The sequence below is a fragment of the Blautia sp. HCP28S3_G10 genome (genome assembly GCF_052065235.1).
GTDB lineage: Bacteria > Bacillota > Clostridia > Lachnospirales > Lachnospiraceae > Blautia_A.
This window is the reverse complement of sequence record NZ_JBQHUL010000017.1, coordinates 33,217-50,458: the sequence shown is the minus strand read 5'-3', so window position 1 is coordinate 50,458 and position 17,242 is coordinate 33,217. Positions and strand designations below refer to the sequence as shown.

Sequence of the window (17,242 nt, the reverse complement as noted above, 5' to 3'; positions counted from 1 at the left end):
TTTGGAGGATTACGATTATGGCAGTTACAAAGAAAATTGAGATCGATGGCAAGGAAGTCACCTTTAAGGCAAGTGCCGCTGTGCCTCGCCTGTACCGCATCAAGTTTGGCCGTGACATCTACAAGGACCTGCGCCAGCTGGAAAAGAGCGTGGGAGAGAACGACGAGGACAATTCCAACCTCGACCTGTTCAGTCTGGAAATGTTTGAGGACCTGGCATGGCTGATGGCCCGTCATGCAGACCCGGCCAATGTGCCGGACAGCCCGGAGGAGTTCCTTGACCAGTTTGACACATTTTCCATCTACCAGATTCTGCCCCAGCTGATCGAACTGTGGGGTCTGAATGTGCAGACGGAGGTGGAATCCAGAAAAAACCTCGCAAAAGTGAGCGGGAAATGACCACCCCGCTCTTTCTGCTGCGTTGTGTACAGCTCGGTATCAGCATCGCCGATCTCGACCTGCTGACCATCGGGTTGGTCAATGATATGTTTACGGAACGGCAGAACGACGACTATCCGTACAAGGAACTGGCAAGTCAGGCGGACTTTGACCGATTCTAAAGCAAAAAACAGACGACCGTGCTTATATTGTGAACGAAATAAGCACAATCGTCTGGTGATGGGTATAAAAAATCCCCCAGCCGTGCACAACTGGGGGAGAAAGAAGGTGGCCCGAAGGTCATCTTCCCGGTCTCGGACCTCGCAAGGTTACCGAAACCTAATCACTGTTAAAAGTATAGCCGATGTAGTAGTGCTAGTCAAGCAGAAAGAAAAATTAGGCAGTCTTTTTAGAATTGCAATAGTCATAGAGATTCAGAAGATAGTCGGGGCTTTCTCTCCAAATTCCGGTATCATAGTCGAAAAGTGTTTCATATACCTTTGAATTTGTGAAGCGTAACAGTGCATCTTCATAGGAAATAGTATCACGCAAAGCGAGTTCTTTGACCGTATCGCGCATGAGACTGACAGCACAGCTTTCTTTCTGCGTATCTGTGAAGTTATAGTTTGACATCTCCATAGCGGTCACTCCTTATATATTCAAGATGATTAACGGCGTCCTGCGTGCGAAAACAGAATTGGTCTTTTAGGCGATTGGGAAGAAGTTTTTCAATAGCTATTTTGTCTGCTTTCGGTGTGCCGGGGATACCAAAGTCAACGCCACCGATATACTGCTGTAAGGTGTGGGCTGTTTGGTCATCTGCAATTTTTCCACCGATGATGTCGATGGTGCCGTATTTTTTCAAAAGTTGTGGGAACAAATCCTTTTTTCGGTTTGCTGCTACAAAATGAAGCCATTCAACAGAGGCTCCTTGGAAACAGTAAGCTAATATGTTGGGATCGTAGTGGAATTTGTAAACAGATATCTGTCCGTCTTCCGGGTTGAAATCTTTTGGAACTGTACCAATACGCATCGCTTTCCTAACCGAAAGTTGAACGTAATTGTACGCTTGTTCGTAGGAAGATGTAAGATAAAAACCTCGGCCAAAATCGAGTCCACCAAAGCAGCGATTCAGGTCGATCGCCGGGATACCAATGTAGCTACCGTGGTACAGAAGCATCCCATCCTGCAATTCAATCATACGGATACACCTCGATTCTTTAACAAGGTTTCAACATCGTGAAGAACACAGGCGTAACCGTTTAGATGAAGGATGTCATAGCATTCAGAAATAAATCCAAGAATGTCGTATTTCTTAAAAAGTTCAGCGCAATCGCTGGGAGACATTTTCCACTTGGACTGAGCCATGCGGAAAACCCAGCACTGCATATCGGCAATGTCAATATTATATTCACTCATAGAGCGTACCTCCTTTGAGTACAATTTCTCAATTTAAGTATAGCTCTTTTTCTGTCGCTTAGCAACGACAGAATTGTAAATTTCAGATTATTTTCTGCCTGTCTGTCCCGTGCAGATGGGCTTTTTTCATGCCTGCGAGGAGGTGGTTATTCAAATGGCATCCAGAATCCAGGGCATCACCGTTGAGATCGGCGGCGATACCACAAAGCTCTCCAAAGCACTGGAAAGTGTAAACAAATCAATCAAGGGGACGCAGTCCGGACTGAAGGATGTCAACAAACTCCTGAAACTGGACCCTTCCAATACAGAACTGGTCGTCCAGAAGCAGAAGATGCTGAAGGATGCCATTGAAGCTACCAAGGAAAAGCTGGCAACTCTGAAGACTGCCGCACAGCAGGCCAATGAGCAGCTTGCCAATGGTGAGATCACCCAGCAGCAGTATGATGCCCTCCAGCGTGAGATCGTGGAGACCGAACAGAATCTGCGGTCTTTACAGGACCAGGCGGCGACCACCAATGCGACTCTTGCCAGGATCGATGAAGCCGGAGAAAAGCTCCAGAACATCGGATCTTCTGTGGAGAATGTAGGCAAGAAGTTCCTTCCGGTGACTGCCGCTGTAACGGGGCTTGGCACTGCCGCAGTGAAGACGGCAGCAGATTTCGATTCCGAGATGAGCAAGGTCTCTGCCATTTCCGGTGCGACCGGGGATGACTTTGACCAGCTCCGTGCGAAAGCCCGTGAAATGGGTGCGAAGACCAAGTTCTCTGCATCTGAGGCAGCTTCGGCGATGGAATACATGGCCATGGCCGGTTGGAAAACCGGGGACATGCTGAACGGCATCGAGGGCGTCATGAACCTCGCGGCCGCTTCGGGTGAAGACCTCGCCACGACTTCGGATATCGTCACGGATGCCCTCACAGCTTTCGGTTTGTCTGCGGCAGATTCCGGGCATTTTGCAGATATCCTTGCAGCAGCTTCCTCCAATGCGAACACCAACGTCTCCATGATGGGCGAGACGTTCAAGTACTGTGCGCCTATTGCCGGTGCGCTGGGGTTCTCGGCAGAGGATACCGCAGAAGCCATCGGTCTGATGGCAAACAGTGGTATCAAGGCTTCACAGGCTGGTACGTCCCTTCGTACCATCATGAACAACCTTTCCGGTGAAGTGACCTTTGTGGGTAAAAACATCGGTGAGGTCACGATTGCAACCAGCAATGCAGATGGCAGCATGAGAAGCCTGAACGACATCCTTGCAGACTGCCGTGTGGCATTCTCCGGGCTGTCGGAATCTGAGAAGGCCGCCAACGCAGAGGCATTGGTCGGCAAGAATGCGATGTCCGGCTTCCTTGCCCTGATGAATTCCAGCGAGACGGACATCAACAAACTGCGTGGTGCCATTGAAAACTGCGATGGCGCATCCGAGAGCATGGCAGAGACCATGCAGGACAATTTAAATGGTCAGCTCACCATCCTGAAATCTCAGCTGGAGGAGCTGGCTATTTCTTTTGGCGATATCCTGATGCCCACCATCCGCAAGATCGTATCTGCTGTGCAGCAGTTAGTGGACAAGCTCAACAGCATGGATGAGGGTACCAGGGAAACGATCATCAAGATCGGACTTCTGGCAGCATCCATTGGTCCGCTGCTCATTGTGCTGGGTAAGACCATATCGACCGTCGGCACAGCAATGCGGGGGTTCAGTTCTCTTGCAAAGGGTGTCCGGCTTCTCATCACCCATGTGGGCAGTGTCAGCGGTGTGTTCAGCAAGCTGGGTGTGGTTCTGGGTGGTCTGTCCGGCCCGGTCGTAGCAGTGGTGGCGGTCATCGGCACACTGGTGGCGGCGTTCATGAACCTCTGGAATACGAACGAGGAGTTCCGTACTGCCATTACCAGCATCTGGAACGATATCGTTTCCAAGGTGAAAGGGTTCTGTGATCAGCTGACACAGCGGATCAATGGGCTGGGCTTTGATTTTAAGGATGTCACCGAGGTACTGAAAGAAGTCTGGGATGGCTTTTGTCAGGTGCTTGCCCCGTTGTTTGAGGGAGCATTCCAAAATATTGCCACCATCCTTGGCGTTGTTCTGGATACGCTACTTGGTCTGTTCGATGTCTTTTCCAATGTGTTCTCCGGCAACTGGAGCGGCGCATGGGAAGCGGTAAAGGGTATCTTTTCCAGCATCTGGGATGGCGTGAAGTCCATTTTCTCCACGACCCTTACTGCTCTGAAGAGTGCGCTGGATGTGTTCCTTGGGCTGTTCGGTACGGACTGGCAGACGGTCTGGGGCAGTATCAAGAGCTTCTTCGAGACCGTGTGGAGCGGAATCAGCAGCTTCTTTTCAAATACAGTTTCCGCTATCCAAAGTGTGGCAACGACTGTGTTCACTGCAGTTTCGAGCTTTTTTACGACTGTCCTTACGAGTATCCAGACGACCTTCAGCACCATCTGGACTGCCATTTCCACAGCAGTTTCTTCTGTGCTGAATACGATCCATACCACGGTGACAACTGTGTGGACGGCAATCTCGACCGCGATCTCTACGGTCATGAACTCCATCAGCACGACGATTACTTCGGTGTGGAACGACATCTACAATACCATGAAACCTCTGCTGGATGCGTTCAAATATCTGTTTGAAACCATCTGGCAGGCGATCCAGATCCTGATCGGCGCAGCACTGACCGCAATTCAGACGAAGATCACTTCCATCTGGAACGCCATAGTTGCCTTCGTGACTCCGATGCTGACTGGATTGCAGACGACTTTCTCTACAGTTTGGTCAGCGATTCAGACAGCTATCTCCACGGTGCTGACTGCGATCCAGACTGCAGTGACGACGGTGTGGAACGCCATTGTGTCGTTCCTGTCTCCGCTGCTGACTGGCATCCAGACTCGGATGAGTACGGCATGGAATGCAATCAAAACGGTCATCTCGACTGTCCTTTCTGCGATCCAGTCCACGGTTTCTTCCATCTGGAATGCCATTAGCAGCAAGATCTACGGTGTGGTAAATGGCATCAAATCGGTAGTTTCTTCTGGCTGGAATGCCATGAAATCCACGGTATCGTCCCTCAGTAACAGCATTAAGAGCGCGGCGACCACAGCTTTTAACTCGATGAAATCCGGGATTTCCTCTACGATTTCCGGTATCAAGTCCACCATCACGAACGGTTTTAACAGTGCAGTTTCCTTTATCAAGGGTCTGGCTGGACAGGCGTTCTCGTGGGGCTCTGACATGATCGGCAACATTGTGTCCGGTATCCAGTCGAGGATTCAGGATGTGGCAAGTGCTGTATCGGGAGTGGCAGACCGTATCCGTTCCTTCCTGCACTTCTCTGTGCCGGATGAAGGACCTCTGGCAGATATGGAAAGCTGGATGCCGGACTTCATGCAGGGTTTGGCAAACGGTATCACGACCAACACCAGCCTTGTGACTGCGGCGGCGGAGAACCTGTCCACCACGCTGTCTACCTCCATCACCAACTCCATGAGGGGTGTGGAGCAGGCATACAGTAAGAGCTGGGCAGCCATCAGCCAGACGGTGAAAACCGGAACGGCAGGTGTGAGTGCTGCGATGAGATCCGCATGGAGTTCCATTACGACCAGTACCGCCAGCACATGGAATACCATCAAGTCCAGTATCCAGAACAGCTTCTCGGCGGTGAAATCCAATGTGACCTCTGCGACAGCAGCAGTGAAAACGTCCATGACCAGTGCATGGAATGCGGTGAAGTCGCTGACAACGACCAGCTGGAACGGAATTAAAACGGTCATTACCACAGCGTGGAACGGGATTAAATCCCTTACCACCTCTGCGACCGCTTCTGTAAAAACGTCCATGACCAGCGCATGGAATGCGGTGAAAAACCTGACAAATACCAGCTGGAATGGTATCAAAACAGTCATCACGACTGCATGGAACAGCATCAAGAGTCTTACAACTTCCTCTGTATCCGCAGTTCGCAGTACGGTCACAAGCGGCTGGAACACACTGAAATCTACCACGACCTCTGCCTTCAACAGCATCAAGTCCACGGTGTCTTCGGCAATGTCCAGCCTGCGCAGCACGGTTTCTTCTGGTGTTGCAAGTATCAGGAGCAGTTTTAACTCGCTCGGTTCGATTGCTTCTTCGGCATACCGCTGGGGTGCAGATATCTGTTCCCAGATGGCGTCAGGTGTCCGGGCAGCAGCCGGTTCCGTGATCGCAGCGGCAGAAAATGTCGCAAGCAGAGTCAGAAGCCTGCTGCATTTCTCTGTACCAGATGAAGGACCTCTGTCTGATGCAGATACCTATATGCCCGACTTCATGAAGCTGCTGGCGACCGGCATTAAGAAAAATGTCAAGTCGGTGGTGAAAGCCGTGCAGGGACTTGCCGGGTCTATGAGCAACAACCTCACGACCCCGGTAGATTCTCTGGGCGACTGGATGGATTCCGTGGTCGGCAGTTTTGCTACTACGATCAAGAAAAGTCAGAGCGGTATCGGTAGTGCTGCAAGGGATGTGGGCAGCGGTATCCAATTACAGTTGATGTCCGGGCTTTCCGGTCTGAAAACACAGTTCCAGCAGATCTGGACTGACCTGCAGGGTATCACCAAAACCGCAGTCGGCGGCATGAGCGATGAAGTGAAGCAGGGCTTTGCGGATATGAAGGATTCCGTTGGAGAGCTGAGTTCTCAGACCAGTTCTCTTGGAAATGCGATCCGCAGTCTTGGCGACACCTTCAACTCGGATTTCCTAAAGAGCCTGGGCAACGGCATCAGCAAGGTCGGTGACACGGTCAATACGGTCACGGGTCTAGTGGACAAGCTCGGCTCCATGAAGAACACCATCGGAAATCTCGGAAATACGATGCAGAACCTTGGCAATGTCCTCGGTACAGAGAACGGCGGTGGTCTGTTGTCCAACATCGGAGATTTCTTGTCGAAGATCGGCAGTGCAGATGGAGGTCAGATCGTGTCGAAGTTTGGCAATCTGATCTCTGGGCTGACCTCCAAAATGGGCGGTCTGGGAGAGGGAATCTCCGGCATCATCTCGAAGCTGGGAAGCCTTGGCTCCAGCGGTGGGGGAATCCTGTCGAATCTGGGTGGGCTGCTTTCCGGTGTAGTGTCGAAGATCGGCGGCTTAGGCGGCAGTCTTTCCGGTATCGTATCATCTATCGGTTCTTCGCTGGGCGGTATTGCCGGGACAGTCGGCACAACGCTTTCCGGTCTGCTCGGATCTGTGGGTACGACTGTATCCGGTCTGGCCGCTGGCGCGGGTACAGCCCTTGCAGGCGTAGCAAGCTCCGCAGGTGGGTTCCTCGCATCCGCAGGCACAGCACTTGCCGGCTTGGCGGGTCCTGCAGGTATCGCAGTGGCAGCCGTTGGCGGCATCGGTCTTGGACTGACGAGCCTCTGGAAAAACTGCGATGGCTTCCGGGAAGGTGTCACAAATATCTGGAACAAGGTTACGTCGGTATTCTCGAATGGAGTAAACGCCATCAAGAACGGTATTTCTAATGCGGCTTCTGCTATTGGCAATGTGGCATCGTCCATCTGGGGCGGTATCAAGAACGTGGCTTCTTCGGCAGTCAGCTGGGGCAAGGACATCGTTGGCGGTATCGCGGGCGGTATCAAGAAAGGCGTGAGCTGGGTCGGCAATGCGGTCAAGAGTGTGGCAAATGGCATCCGCTCGTTCTTGCACTTCTCTGTGCCGGATGAAGGACCGCTGGCAGATGCCGATACCTATATGCCCGACTTCATGAAGCTGCTTTCCGGCGGCATCAAGAAAGGCGAAGGCGGACTGATCAGCCAGATCAGGTCGATGGCAGCAAAGGTACAGCAGGGTATGGAGGGCATCAGCTCCTTCAGTCTGCCGGAACTGACCTTGCCACATTTCGATGGCTCCGGTTGGAACTTCCCGCAGGCGGCTCTGGCCGGAGGTGGCACCACCCGGACGACCAACCTTGGCGGTGTGTATATCACAGTCAACGGTTATAATGCCCGGAACGACGATGAACTCGCACAGACCGTTGCCGATAAGATCAACGGCATGATCCATGAGGATGATTCGGTCTTCAAGTAAAGGAGGAGATGCGTATGGGCTATAACACCCCAAAGCAAACAGTATCACAGTTTCAGTTAAAAGACAGATATGCCAGACAGTATCTGTCGTTTGCCGGGAAGTCCAGCAAAGACTTCCTATTATATTTGTCTGGTCCCGGTGTATATGATTCCCCGGCTGCGGATGTGGAGAGCACCTCCGTACCCGGCAGGAACGGAGACATCCTCACCGAGAATGCAAAGGCAGGCCGCCGCAGATATCAGAACGTGGATATCAAGTATAAAGCTTTTTTCTTCAACGGACTGCCAGCTAAGACAGCAGCAGTCAAGGCATGGCTTCTGTCGCCGGTGGGGTATCAGAAATTGCAGGATACCTACGACCCGGATTTCTTTCGGATGGCGGTCTGCAAGGATGCCCTTGCTTTTGATGTGACTGCTCAGAAAGCCGCTGAGATGGAGCTGGCATTTAACTGTAAGCCCCAGAGGTGGAGCGTGGACGGGCAGCGGACAATCCGGCTGGATGGCAGGTCGACCTTAAAGAACCCCTTCGCTTTTCCTGCACAGCCCATCTTCAAGGTTTACGGAGACAGCGGCGGCGAGCTGTATGTGGGGGAAGAGAAGATCACCATCCACAGCATCAAAGACTATGTGCTGCTCAACTGTGAGACGCACAACGCTTACAACGCTTCCGGCTTCTGCAATGAGACCATCCTTTCGGATGACTTCCCGGAACTGCCGGAGGGAAAGACACAGATCACATGGACAGGCGGTATCACGGCGGTGGAAGTCATTCCCCGTTGGTGGACGCTCTGAGGGGAGGTGCAGCCAGTGATCCCATGTTTATATGATTCCAGAGAAATGAAATTTGATAATAACGGCATTGGAAAGCTGGCAGATGCACAGTCTTGTACCGTGACTGAAAAACGAAACGGTAGCTATGAGCTGAAGCTCATCTGTCCGGCAGATGGCATCCATGCAGAGATGCTGGAGGAGGGAAACGTCATCCTTGCCAAACCATCTGATACGATGCAGCCGCAGCCGTTCCGTATCTACAAGATCACGACCCCTATTGATGGAAAGCTGGAAGTTCAGGCACGGCATATTTCCTATCAGCTCAACTTTATTACAGTTTCCCCGTTCTCAGTGAGTGGGTGCGCAGGAGCGGTGCAGGGGCTGAAAAGCCATGCGGCTTCCGACTGTCCGTTCTCAGTTTGGACAGATGTGGCATCCAGTGCGATGTTTACTGTGTCCGTTCCGGCATCTTTCCGAAACTGTCTGGGCGGTATGGATGGTTCGGTATTGGATACTTTTGGAGGAGAGTTCGAGTGGGACCGCTACACAGTCAAGTTTCACAGAGCCAGAGGTGCGGACCACAACGTTCATATCGTCTACGGCAAAAACCTGACGGATTTCAAGATGGAGAAATCCATCGAGAATACCATTACAGGAGTGCATCCGTACTGGGTGGACAACGAAACACAGGCGGTTATGGAACTGCCAGAAAAAGTGGTCATGGTCAGCCGAAAATCTGTGCCGTATCAGAAGATTACGGTGCTGGACTGCACCAGTGCCTTTCAGGAAAAGCCATCGGAAGCGGCTTTGCGAGAGTATGCACAGGACTATATTGATACGACCAGCCTGACAGAGCCGGAGATCGACATTAAAATCGACTTCATTCAGCTTTGGAATACACCCGGATATGAGGATGTTGTACAGGCAGAACAGGTCTCGCTCTGTGATACGGTTCATGTGTATATCTCGAAGCTGGGCATTGAAGCCAGTTCCAAGGTTACAGAAACCGAATATGACTCGCTTTTGGAACGGTATAACAGCATCACGCTGTCGAATTCTACGGTCAGCAGCCGAAATTCCTCCCTGACAAGCTCCCTTAACAGTATCCGAAATACAGCAACCGCCGCATACGATACCGCAGTCCGTGTGGAAACAGCAGTGGGAGAGCAGATGGGCGGCATTTCGGCCTCCATTATCTATGATGGTGCGTTGTTTGCTGCACTGTTCGGCCTTCATTATAAAAATGAGACGGACAGTAAGGGGAATACGACTCGGTACGCATTCAACGCAGCAACTCTGAAACAGTCAACGGTTGCGTGGAAGAATAGCCCGGCCGGATTTTTTGTTTCCACAGATGGCGGGAAGACATGGGGATATGGCTGGGAGTCAGATGATTCCGCAGTCAAAACAGCAATCCTGCTGGAGCAGACACTCAAGGAACTGGACGACCGTTACAAGAAAGCAGCCGAGCTTTCCGAGGAGTTGCTGGAGGAACTGGATGAGCGGTACAAAACAGCGACCGCTATTTCTGCAGAACTTCAGAAAACGCTCGATCAGCGGTATGAAACGGCAAAGAAGCTGTCCAAAGAACTGTATGAGGAACTGGATAGGCGATACAGCACCCTCACGGAAATCTCAGATGATTTGCAGAAGGAACTGGATGCGAAGTATCAGCCGTATATCCCTGTGTCCGAAAGTGCGCCGGAAGATCCGGCAGAGGATTCCTTCTGGGTCGATAAGAAGAACCTTCGGTTAAAACTGTGGGACGGAGAACAGTGGCAGACGATTGGATATGAACCGGAAGAACCTGATCCAGAGCCAACGGAACCGTCCACACCGACCGAGCCTGAAACCCCGGATACCGAAAAGCCGGGTAGTGAAGATAAGGATACGGAAAACAAAGAGGAAACAGATAATAAGGAGACGGATCAGGAAGGAGGGAGCTCGTAATGGTCACAGGCATTTATCAGGAAGTGGAATTGTCGCTGACGGAGAATCTGATCCCGGTGACGGTTCCGGTCAAGCAGTATGACAACAAGGCGAGAAAAGTTCGCTGTGTTTTGTATAACAACTCTGTGGAATATACCGTGCCGCAGAATTGTATTGTAGCCTGTTCCGGTACCCGTCCGGACGGTACGATCTTCCACTACACGAGCGAAACTGCGCCAGACCTTGTATTCGTTGAGAAGGGGGCGGTCCTCTTTACGATCACGACCTTCATGACGGCGCAGGCCGGACGTTTTCCGCTGGATGTTGTTATGCTCAGCACAGAAGGTGATGTCCTTGGCTCATTCTCTCTTACGTTAAAGGTGGAGAGGGCGGCCATCAATAACGGCAAGATCGCCACTTACACATTTGCAGCATTCCTGAAAGCTGTTCGGGATGGCATCCGAAATCTGTTTATAGACAAGGCAGGCTGCTTTGGCTTTGAGTCGGATGACGGTCTGGGACTGAGTGATAGATCGGAGTCTAGTTCCGTAGAAAAGCTGTGCCGTGAGATTGTGGAAGGATCGATTACGGAGGATGGCTATTTTGCATTTGAAACAAAATGCGACCTTGGGCTGATATTCACAACCGATGAAGAAGGACATCTGGTCGTGGAATATGGCGAGGATGATGTGTCAGTGTAAGGCTGACAGAAAGGGGTAATATGGCAAAATACACAGGCCGCCGGATCGTTCCTAAACATGCAGGCGAATGGGACATCCGGAAAGAATATGAGGAGCTGCAGATCGTACTGGATGCAGACAGCGGCAACAGTTTTATCTCCAATCTTCCGGTGCCGAAAGGAACGGCTCTGAGTGATGAGAAGTATTGGAGCCTGTTCAGCCTGCATAGTGAGCAGATCGCAGAGGCAGAGGAGCATCTGACCCAGACGGCCGAAGATATCCGCTCAGAGCTTTTGGAAACAGAAAACCGGATTAACAAAAATGTATCCGACACGGAAGGCCGTATCAATGAAAGTCTCTCCAGCACAGAAAGTAAGGTAAACACCAGCCTGTCCGAGACAGAAAACCGTGTGACTGCGCGTGTGGAGAATGCAAAATCGGATCTGACTGCAAAAGTCGCAGCGGCAGAGCAGCAGATGAATCAGAACGCCCAGGATGTCGCACAGACAAACAAGGCTCTGAATGCCCGGATGGATCAGATTGCAAAAGGGAGAACCTCTGACACAGAAGTCCTTGATGCAAGAGTGGATTCGGAGGGGAATACCTTTGACAACCTTGGAGCAGCGATCCGTTCCATCTATCCGAAAGCAAAAGAAGGGCTGGATGCACTGCAGGAATCCAAGGTGGATGCAAACTATGATGCGACCGGCGAACTGACAGAAGGCATTACAGTCAACACGATCAATGGAGAAACGCAGAAGTTTGAGCATGTCCAGACGACAGCACTGATCCCGGTAGATACCGCCTGCCAGAAAGTTTACTATACCGGGCAGGTGTTCAACTGGATCGGAGTTGCAGGCTATGATGCCAATGGCACGTTTGTGGCATCCATTCTGGATTCCAGGGATACGGAACAGCCGCAGGAGTACAAAGAAAAGGAATTGGAGATCCCGGAAGGGGTATTCCAGATCAGGGCAAGCTCCTATGCGAAGGACCTGAACCTGAAGGTGTGCGGAGAGTCTGTAAAGCTGTGGAATCAGGTTCAGAGGGAGCGACAGAATCAGAAAAAGATGGCAATCGAGATCGAAGCACTGCGAAGTGCGGATGATGCACTGGCAAAGGAAACGATGACCAGTTTGAACCTGCCCTTTTTATATGACGGTGTCAGCAATATCTGGGAAGGCAGCAGCCCGGTACTCCAGACCTACTATGTGCCGCTGACTGTTCTGCGAAGTGTGTTTATACAGGAAATCCAGTTCACACTTCGAACCATTGGGGAGACGAACCTGACTGCCATGCTTGAATCGGAAGAAGGCGAGGTGTTCCGCCAGTCGGTAGAACTAGTGAAGGGAGATAACAGGATCACCCTGATTCTGCACCGATTTATAGATGAAGGAGCATACAAACTGCGTGTGCGCAGTACAGACAAGGTGCTCTATTATCCGGTGCGCCCGAATACCGGAAAAGAAATCCGCAACGATTTCTTCAGCAATGAACCGTCCGGGAATGTGGAGTATGATTACAAAAACCGTCTGATCGTCTTTATGGGCAAGATCCTGATTGGTACAGGTAAGGTGGATACGACGCTATCCTATTCCGGAATGGCTGCGGATGCCGCCGTTGTAGGACAGGCTTTCAAGGATGAGCGGGAATACACGGATACCCTGGCATCCGGCAAGCTGGATGCAGTCCATAGCCGAAACCTCCTCGACCCTTCCAGGTATCGTCCGGGATGGTTTGCCTATGTACACTCGTCCGTTATTCAGTATCATGCAGACAATCTCCGATATGGTTCCACGGATTATATCCCGGTCAGCGAGAAAGGTCTTGTGACCAAAGGCTCCGGCACGAACGGTGTAACCAGCCAGGTCGTGTTTGACAAGGCGAAGAAGGTGCTCCGTTATGTAGATGCCAATGACCAGTACACCTATCAGGAAGGCGATGCCTATGTGATGTTCTTCTATATGGCCTCTTCCGGACAGAAGCTCTGCGTTGTTGAGGGAACGGAGTATGTATATGAGGCATACACGGATTATAAGCCGCTGGATGATTTGAAACAGGAAGTGAACTCCCTGCAGACGGAGGCGGATAACCAGAAAAAGCAGCTGACAAATCTGACGACCCGGCTGGATCAGCTGGTGGCCGTGCCGGAAAAGAAAGACCTTCGCCTTGTCCCGGCGGCCCCGGTGTATACGGTCTGTAATAACCTTTCGACCGCCAGAAACTATCATGTTTCAGTCTGGGTGGACCATCTGATCGCAGAGACCGGCTGGAAGGATAGAGCGGCTGGTTTTGGTACGGAGATGGAGGAGCGCTTTGACTTGTACTCACCGTTTACCAACACGGCAGTCAACAGTGGGGAGGATGTTCTGGAACAGACGGTAGAGAAATCGTTTGTGTCAGATGTCTATAAGACGCAGAAACTCAAATTCAAGCACCGCAGCACCTTGGCCAGTATGGGAAAGAACCAGTTCCCGAAGATCCTTGTTATCGGTGACAGTGTGACGGATGGGTATCTAGCCGGTGTTGGGAAAACAGATGCGGATCTTCCGACCCACTATTGGTCGTGGGTGCGCTACCTGTTTGATCTGGACCGCAAGGACGCGAAAGCGGCAGAAACCGAATACCGCTGTCTGATGGTCGGCATGCCGGGAACAATGAATGGCAAGCATTACGGCTCCTCGTCCTCGTTCAAGCTGGATGGAAAGACGGTTGTGAACTATGCGATGGGTAAGGGCGGCTGGAGTGCAGAGGATCTGAACCTTGCAACTTTTGAGAGCGCATCTAATATTAACCCGTTCTACGATGAAAAGACGAAGGGCTTCTCGCTGAAGGCTTGTCTGGATAAGTACAGGACGTTGGCGGATAACGGCATGACCCGGCTTATTCCCGGCGAAACCGCAGGCACGGAAGTAAAAGATGCCAACGCTTATGATCTGTGCACGCCGACCCATGTGGTGATCAACTTAAACCACAACAGTTCCCTTGCAGAGTACAAAGCCAATATCCCGGATATCGTGAAAACGATCAAGCGTGAGTATCCGGATATCATCGTGATCCTCATGTCCATTGATGAGACCGGCACTTACTTCCCGGCAAAATACCCGGAGTACCGGGCTTCTGAGATCACGCTGGGTGGACTTCACAGCAAGAATGTGAGCATCTACCAGTATTTCTGCGATGAACTGCAGGATGAGGCAAACGGTGTCTATGTATGCAGTGGGCATCTGATCCAGCCTGCCGTGGAGAGTTACCCTACACTGGATTATGTGTCTGCGGATTCGGTCGGCAGACAGAGTGGCAGGGTACTGCACATGGCATACGGCCGGGGTCAGTACGGAGGCCCCAACTGGCATCCGAACAACTACGCACACTGCGCATGGGGCTATCAGCTGTATGCGTTGGTCAAGTATACACTGGCACTACAGGATATGAAGTGATGCCGGGAATATCCCGGAGAAAGGAAAAACTATGATGAACCGTAATAATTGTCTGAAAATTCGGGGGGGGGGGGGTATCGGATTATCTGACCTGTGCAGTAATCTGATCTCTTCTGTGCTGAGGGGAGGTGTGTTCTATGCCTAAGTATGTTGGCAGACGCATCGTCCCGAAGCATGGCGGCATCTGGGACAAGACAAAAGAGTACGAGGAACTGATCATCGTGCTGTGTCAAGAAACTGGTGTCAGCTATATCTCCAAGCTGCCGGTCCCGGCTGGAACGGAAATCTTTAATGAACACTACTGGTCTGTATGCAGTCAGTTCAGTGAGCAGATCAGGCTGGCAGAGGATCATCTGACCCGGACAGCAGAGGACGTCCATACGGAACTGACAGAAACAGAAAGCCGCATCAGTAAAAATGTGTCCGAAACGGAAGAAAGGGTCACCCAAAAACTCACGGATACGGTGCAGAACGTGAATGACAGCCTGAGTGATACGACCACTACGCTGGCGAAGAAGGTGGCAGATGCTCAGAAGCAGCTGGAGGATGGACGGATAGCCATGCAGCAGAGTGCAGCATCCCTGAATTCCAGGATGAACAGCATTGCATCCGGTAAGACTACGGACAAGGAGACTCTGGATGCGCGGGTCGATTCGGCAGGGAAGACCTATGACTCATTTGGTGCACACTTACGGTCCAGAGCCGATAAGTTCTATGCCAACGGTATGCCTTTCTCTTATACAGGAGCAGTCAATCTGAATACCACAGAGCATCAGCTGGAGTTTTTTGGGAACTTTATCTATCTGGGTGCGAAGGGGAATAAGCTGCTTACGAAACCAGAGCCGGTTCCATATAACCCGGATGCTCTTTTGACCTATATCTCCTACGATACAGTGGAAGGGACGTTGGTGACAGCGGACTGGTCGGATTCTCCAAAAGAGAATGATGTCATCGTTTTTGTAGTGGACTGTAAATATCCGGAACGGTCTTATGGCTACTTTCCGTTCAAGGTGGATGGCAGGATGCCGTTTGGCGACCATACGCTGTCCGGCACGATGCTTCGGGATAAATCGGTGGACGGACAGAAACTCCTGGATGCTACCGTTACAAAGGATAAACTCGCAGATGCCTGTGTAAGCGCGGCAAAACTTGCACGGGATGCGCTGATGTCACAGAGCCTTGAAGTTCCATTCCAGCCCTGTGTCTTTTCCAAAGGAAAATGGGAGATCGTGGATGAAGGAGCCACCATCCATCATTTTTTGACGGAGTATGAGAGCGGGTATTATGGCGGCGGCATTAAAGTTCCCCGTGCGGAGCGGTTTGATAAGCTCTATGTCGAGATGGATTACTGCAACGACCAGCTGATGCACTACTATGTGGTTGGTTCAAAGTTGGTAAACCTTGGGTCGATTGCTTCTACAGATGGAAAACCAAAGAGGATCACGCTTGAAATCCCATCCAAAAAGCTGGAAGATGCCGGGTATAAGGATGATTATATCCAAATCGTGTTCACGAAGAACAGCACCTACGATATGACCATGTCCAACGTAAAGGCACATTACTTCAATGTGAATGGCAGCTACTTTGGGGAAGATTACAGCCTCCTTCATGAGCAGGCTGACACCAATACAAAGGAGCTTGCTACCTTGTCGGAAAAGGTCCGTGTAAATGCGGATGCGATCAAAACAGCAGATGCGAATATGCAGAACCTTTCCAAAACGATCAGTTCCGTGTCTACGGATATGCAGGTGGTCATGAAGCAGAAATCTGCGTTCACCGGAAAGAAGATCCTGTTTTTGGGAGACAGCATCACGGCACTGAACACATCGGAGCGTGGCTGGGTAAGATACTTCAATGAGATCATCCAGCCGGAGCGGTTTGTAAACCTGTCGGTATCCAGTGCCAGATGGTGCGATTATGAGGACAGCGTTTACGATGGCAACCCGGTCTTTTCCGGACCGGATCAGAACCACAACAATGTCATGGGCAATCAGGTGGAAAAACTCATCCGAGGCAAGGACAAGACCAGCCCTCACTACAAGGAAGTGACTGCCTACGCCGACTTTGATATGATCCTGATCGCCTGTGGTACGAATGATGGTGTTCCTTCCGGCGATATGGAAGGCTCTTTCACTTCAGAGAATGAAATGGTCGCCATCGAAGAGCTGGACCGCAGGGTGTTTGCATCAGCATTCCGGTACAGCATCGAAAAACTTCAGCAGCTATACCCGGCGGCGAAGATTTATATCTGTACGCCGATTCAGGGCTATATCACGACCCGGAGCTATGCACAGTCCAAGGCGAAAGGCGATTATCTGAAACTTCTTGCCGGCAGGATGTCTCTGGAAGTCATTGATACTTTCTGCTGTGGTATCTGTGACATCTACGAGAAAAAGAATGCCAATGGCCGCTACCTGATTGATGGTCTGCATCCGAATGCGGCAGGCGCAAAGAAGATCGGAATGTTCAATGCCAGTGCAGTGATTGCCAGCTATCGATAATCAAATCCCACGGCTTGTCCGTGTTTTTATATACAATCCATATCACAGGGCAGCTTCGGCTG

Annotated in this window: 11 protein-coding genes; 8 read left to right on the top strand and 3 right to left on the bottom strand. The window is 51.2% G+C overall.

Annotated features, from left to right (window positions below; all coding sequences use genetic code 11):
• The first annotated feature begins 17 nt into the window (after positions 1–17).
• Positions 18–398, top strand: a complete 381-nt coding sequence (locus ACTNB8_RS08660) for a hypothetical protein (RefSeq protein WP_441053879.1) — start codon at positions 18–20, stop codon at positions 396–398.
• Entirely contained in the window at positions 395–559 is a 165-nt protein-coding gene (locus tag ACTNB8_RS08655; protein WP_441053878.1) for a hypothetical protein, read from the top strand. The genes ACTNB8_RS08660 and ACTNB8_RS08655 overlap by 4 nt, the downstream gene beginning before the upstream one ends.
• 214 nt (positions 560–773) lie before the next feature.
• On the opposite strand, the gene ACTNB8_RS08650 is transcribed toward ACTNB8_RS08655, so the two are convergent.
• Genes ACTNB8_RS08650 through ACTNB8_RS08640 form a run of 3 tightly spaced genes read right to left on the bottom strand, consistent with a single transcriptional unit; the run spans position 774 to position 1,796 of the window.
• On the bottom strand, positions 774–1,016 hold the full coding sequence (locus tag ACTNB8_RS08650; protein ID WP_118491909.1) for a hypothetical protein: 243 nt from the start codon (positions 1,014–1,016) through the stop codon (positions 774–776).
• Positions 997–1,578: a DUF3990 domain-containing protein gene (locus tag ACTNB8_RS08645; protein ID WP_118651176.1), complete on the bottom strand. Its 582-nt coding sequence runs from the start codon at positions 1,576–1,578 to the stop codon at positions 997–999. Before ACTNB8_RS08645 ends, ACTNB8_RS08650 begins: the two co-directional genes overlap by 20 nt.
• On the bottom strand, positions 1,575–1,796 hold the full coding sequence (locus tag ACTNB8_RS08640) for a DUF3791 domain-containing protein (RefSeq protein ID WP_118651174.1): 222 nt from the start codon (positions 1,794–1,796) through the stop codon (positions 1,575–1,577). Before ACTNB8_RS08640 ends, ACTNB8_RS08645 begins: the two co-directional genes overlap by 4 nt.
• A 154-nt stretch (positions 1,797–1,950) precedes the next feature.
• Between ACTNB8_RS08640 and ACTNB8_RS08635 the strand changes: the two genes are divergently transcribed.
• The 6 genes from ACTNB8_RS08635 to ACTNB8_RS08610 all read left to right on the top strand — a co-directional run bounded on the left by ACTNB8_RS08635 (position 1,951) and on the right by ACTNB8_RS08610 (position 17,180).
• Positions 1,951–7,860, top strand: coding sequence for a phage tail tape measure protein (locus ACTNB8_RS08635; protein WP_441053875.1), 5,910 nt, complete (start codon positions 1,951–1,953; stop codon positions 7,858–7,860).
• A 14-nt stretch (positions 7,861–7,874) separates the two neighbouring features.
• On the top strand, positions 7,875–8,651 hold the full coding sequence (locus tag ACTNB8_RS08630) for a hypothetical protein (protein WP_118574001.1): 777 nt from the start codon (positions 7,875–7,877) through the stop codon (positions 8,649–8,651).
• A 15-nt stretch (positions 8,652–8,666) separates the two neighbouring features.
• Positions 8,667–10,580, top strand: a complete 1,914-nt coding sequence (locus ACTNB8_RS08625) for a phage tail spike protein (protein ID WP_441053873.1) — start codon at positions 8,667–8,669, stop codon at positions 10,578–10,580.
• Complete coding sequence (locus ACTNB8_RS08620; protein ID WP_195488665.1) at positions 10,580–11,260, top strand: hypothetical protein; 681 nt, start codon at positions 10,580–10,582, stop codon at positions 11,258–11,260. The genes ACTNB8_RS08625 and ACTNB8_RS08620 overlap by 1 nt, the downstream gene beginning before the upstream one ends.
• A gap of 20 nt (positions 11,261–11,280) precedes the next feature.
• Complete coding sequence (locus ACTNB8_RS08615) at positions 11,281–14,679, top strand: hypothetical protein (protein ID WP_441053871.1); 3,399 nt, start codon at positions 11,281–11,283, stop codon at positions 14,677–14,679.
• 137 nt (positions 14,680–14,816) lie between these two features.
• A complete protein-coding gene (locus tag ACTNB8_RS08610; protein WP_441053869.1) occupies positions 14,817–17,180 on the top strand; it encodes a GDSL-type esterase/lipase family protein in 2,364 nt (787 codons plus the stop codon).
• Positions 17,181–17,242 lie beyond the last annotated feature (62 nt).

Bases quoted from the DNA above. Each gene is read 5' to 3' on its own strand.
- ACTNB8_RS08660 (WP_441053879.1), top strand. From the start codon at position 18: ATGGCAGTTACAAAGAAAATTGAGATCGATGGCAAGGAAGTCACCTTT.
- ACTNB8_RS08655 (WP_441053878.1), top strand. From the start codon at position 395: ATGACCACCCCGCTCTTTCTGCTGCGTTGTGTACAGCTCGGTATCAGC.
- ACTNB8_RS08650 (WP_118491909.1), bottom strand. From the start codon at position 1,016: ATGGAGATGTCAAACTATAACTTCACAGATACGCAGAAAGAAAGCTGT.
- ACTNB8_RS08645 (WP_118651176.1), bottom strand. From the start codon at position 1,578: ATGATTGAATTGCAGGATGGGATGCTTCTGTACCACGGTAGCTACATT.
- ACTNB8_RS08640 (WP_118651174.1), bottom strand. From the start codon at position 1,796: ATGAGTGAATATAATATTGACATTGCCGATATGCAGTGCTGGGTTTTC.
- ACTNB8_RS08635 (WP_441053875.1), top strand. From the start codon at position 1,951: ATGGCATCCAGAATCCAGGGCATCACCGTTGAGATCGGCGGCGATACC.
- ACTNB8_RS08630 (WP_118574001.1), top strand. From the start codon at position 7,875: ATGGGCTATAACACCCCAAAGCAAACAGTATCACAGTTTCAGTTAAAA.
- ACTNB8_RS08620 (WP_195488665.1), top strand. From the start codon at position 10,580: ATGGTCACAGGCATTTATCAGGAAGTGGAATTGTCGCTGACGGAGAAT.
- ACTNB8_RS08615 (WP_441053871.1), top strand. From the start codon at position 11,281: ATGGCAAAATACACAGGCCGCCGGATCGTTCCTAAACATGCAGGCGAA.
- ACTNB8_RS08610 (WP_441053869.1), top strand. From the start codon at position 14,817: ATGCCTAAGTATGTTGGCAGACGCATCGTCCCGAAGCATGGCGGCATC.